4 protein-coding genes and 1 tRNA gene are annotated in these 3,173 nt (G+C 38.6%); 3 read left to right on the top strand and 2 right to left on the bottom strand.

The window, feature by feature from the left end:
- A partial coding sequence (locus KO361_05305) for an MBL fold metallo-hydrolase (GenBank protein ID MCC7574984.1) occupies positions 1-237 on the top strand: 237 nt, incomplete at its 5' end.
- Positions 238-509: 272 nt separating this feature from the next.
- Here KO361_05305 and KO361_05310 read toward each other — a convergent pair.
- The gene (locus tag KO361_05310) at positions 510-647 is read right to left on the bottom strand and encodes a hypothetical protein (protein ID MCC7574985.1); all 138 of its coding nucleotides are present in this window, start codon (positions 645-647) and stop codon (positions 510-512) included.
- A 191-nt stretch (positions 648-838) separates the two neighbouring features.
- Entirely contained in the window at positions 839-2,161 is a 1,323-nt protein-coding gene (locus KO361_05315; protein ID MCC7574986.1) for a radical SAM protein, read from the bottom strand.
- Between the two features lie 484 nt (positions 2,162-2,645).
- Here KO361_05315 and KO361_05320 point away from each other — a divergent pair.
- Both KO361_05320 and KO361_05325 read left to right on the top strand, forming a co-directional pair.
- Positions 2,646-2,733: transfer RNA gene (locus KO361_05320), tRNA-Ser, on the top strand.
- A 227-nt stretch (positions 2,734-2,960) separates the two neighbouring features.
- Positions 2,961-3,173: hypothetical protein (locus KO361_05325; protein MCC7574987.1), on the top strand; the 213-nt coding region annotated here is incomplete at its 3' end.

Below are 3,173 nucleotides of genomic sequence, written 5' to 3' on the forward strand. Positions count from 1 at the left end.
ATCTTTGGTGAGGAATATTTTCGGAAAGCTGAAGTTGTGACCATAGGCGGGCTCAGCGCGCATGCCGGGCAAAAATTATTGATCGATTATGCGCTTTCAAGCAAGGACACGCTTGAAAATCTGATCCTTGTTCATGGTGAAAAGGATGCTGCCAGCGCGTTAATAGATAAACTTGCGGAATATCCCGAACTGCCTGTGCCGGTTTTTGCCGATAAAGCCCAGACATTTGAGTTGTAGAATATGCCGACCTTTCAATGTTGACAAACAGGATAGATCAATCTTCCTTGAGTTGTTGACGTGGCTAATTTAGCATACCTTTTTGATGCAATTCATATCTGAACCTTACTTAAGGGCTTAGTCATTATTCTCACCCGATTCTTGGGTTCAGAGGACGTGTAGGCATGGATACTTACACAAATATTAGCAACTTCTCATCTATAGTTTTGTTTGAAAAAACCGTATCACAAAACAAGTAAAAGGTTGACTCTCGGTTCTTCCAGACCTAAAGTTTAGTGTTGAAGAACTAATATTGTGACGGGATAACCGCGAAGCAAATAGCTAGTTGTAAGATAACTAATCATCATCTTGGCAGTCCCCATCACATGAACAGTCGCTATCGTAACAGTCTCCATCACATATACACTCATCTATACACTCATCTTCTTCACAAATACAATCTTTGACTGAGGCAATAAATTCGATGTTTGGGGTCGTGCATTCATTAATATTTTTTACAAGTCCAAACAGCACTTCCATAATTCACCTCCTAACCTATAACGCAAGTATTATTCTCCTAGTTTTTATGCAAACAAACTTCGAGGTTTTTGGGCTATTATTCTTAATACATAACACCATCACTGAGAAGAGAAAAAATGCCTCTATAAAGAGTAAGCCATAAGAACCATCTTGCTAATATACAATGAGATTCATTAGGTTTACCGTCGAAAGACACTCTGGTATTGTGACAACCACCTCTACAATAGTACTTAGCAAAACAATCATTACATTCTTCAAAGTTGTCTGGTATTAATTTCCTCAACTCAATCACTCTCTTTACGTCAATATAAACCTCGTTGTTCTGAATCTTACCTATAAAAAATGTGTTGGATGTAACATCATCCACCTGTGTTGTTCTCGAACATGAGGAGATATCGCCTGTTGGGGTTACTAAGAACATCGACCCATTTCCAGCACAAAAATTTTCACCTGGAGTATCAACTCTAAGAGACGAAGTTACAACATTGACTCCTAATCGTCTGCCTAAGTTCTCAGCTCGTAAGAAAGTTTTAGCAAATTGGTACGGAGTGATACCAAGTTGTTCGTCACATTCTTGTCCTCTACCAACAGCGGTAAAAGGTTCTAACTTTAATCCACATTTAAAATCTGAAGCAATTCTTACTAGGTCTTCAACATATTCTGAACTAACGCTTGTTACTGTGGCTCGGATACCAAAGTTTATTTGTCGATCATATAACAGCCTCAAACCACTGTAGCACAGATCGAACGAACTCAAAGTATTGCGAGTAGGCCTTTGGTAATCTTGAACAATTTGTGGACCGTCTAAAGACACAGTTAATCGAAATTTGTGGTGAGCCAACCAATCAGCGCGTTTTGGAGTAATTAGAGTAGCATTTGTAACTGCACTAAACCTAACCATCGTCTTATATTTATCTGCAGCATATTCGGTTAACTTTTTCATTAATGGCCAAACGACCATTGCTTCACCACCTCCATGGAAAAATACTCGGGATTTACTCCTTAGTAATTCTTGAGAGTTTTTCATGGCGTAGTCTATTGCCATTCTCCCAATGCCTTCTTTCATAGTAACGTTTTTCGTTCCTGCATCCGCATAACAATAAATGCAATTAAGGTTGCACCCTGACGTCAATGATAAAACAACACCTTTGGGTGAAAACTGCTCATTCTCAGATTTGTGTTCTATTTTGAATTTTATATAAAATCCATTTTCTGATAAGAATTTCTCGATTAAGGGATTTAGGTTACCACGAAAATGAGAATGGATTGCATCTATTCCTTGCGGATATACTTCAAACGCCAATCTGCTCAACGGAGAGAATGCAATCGTCATGTTATTTCTCGAAAGCAGCCACAGATCATCCGAAACCTTTTCATAATCAACACATAAAGCTTGACTAGTCATAATTCCATCCAATCTTGAAGTCATAGTTTTCTGTAATTTATTTAACGACAATAGTTAACAACATCTTTATCCAAAATTGATAAGGAAAACGGAAAAATTAGTTGTTTTGTCAAGAAGCGCTTAGTTGAGCGCAAGAATTGGGCGTAGATAAGAAGAAAATGAAATTATCTAGTCGTCGTCGCCATCATCATCGCAATATCTTTCGCAATAACAATCACAGTTGTCACAACAATCGCCATAGCACTCTTCACCTTGGGAAATCATCTTACTGGCGTGAGCCGTAGTAGTGGTGTCACTAAAGTTGATTACCGAACCAAACAATTCGTTCATAATATATACCTCCTAACTGTCTGTAAAAATTATACACTAAATTAACTAAGGTTGAGGTTTCATTTGTTGACATTTTTTACAAAAGAAAATTGTTCGAGAGGAATAGTCAAATTGTACCAATTCTCTACCCTCGGGTATAATTGCCTTCCTATCTGGAGAGATGCCGGAGCGGTCGAACGGGGCGGTCTCGAAAACCGTTATAGGTCTTGTACCTATCGTGGGTTCGAATCCCACTCTCTCCGCTCTTATTTAAGCGGGAAAACTACTCCACCTGCAGAAAGTCTTCTATCAAAAAACGCTTCACACATCAATCACGATTTTGACTGCATTTTCAAATAATTGGCTTCTACCAAATTCAGTCAAACAAATTTGTAGAAAAATGTGTCATAATCATATTTTGATGGTAGAATCGAACGGTGCTCAATTATTGAGTACTAATTATCCAAATTTCTGGAACAGGAGTTTTTTTATGTTAAAACATACAAAAAAATTGGTTTTCCCTCTAACCCTGGTTGTCATGCTTTTGCTCAGTTCATGCATCATGCCGATCACAACTGAGGTCATTGAAGAAACTGACAATCCAATCGTGATCACAGACGTAATAGGACGTGAAGTCACGCTGGAAAAGCCCGCCACAAAGCTTGTCGGCACCCATAACCCCACCTTGAATGCAGCTGTGGTC

The organism is Candidatus Woesearchaeota archaeon, assembly GCA_020854775.1.
In the GTDB taxonomy this organism is placed as follows: Archaea; Nanobdellota; Nanobdellia; order Woesearchaeales; family 21-14-0-10-32-9; genus 21-14-0-10-32-9.

Excerpts from the sequence above, each read along its gene's own strand:
- KO361_05310 (MCC7574985.1), bottom strand. The coding sequence starts at position 647 with ATGAGTGTATATGTGATGGAGACTGTTACGATAGCGACTGTTCATGTG.
- KO361_05315 (MCC7574986.1), bottom strand. The coding sequence starts at position 2,161 with ATGACTAGTCAAGCTTTATGTGTTGATTATGAAAAGGTTTCGGATGAT.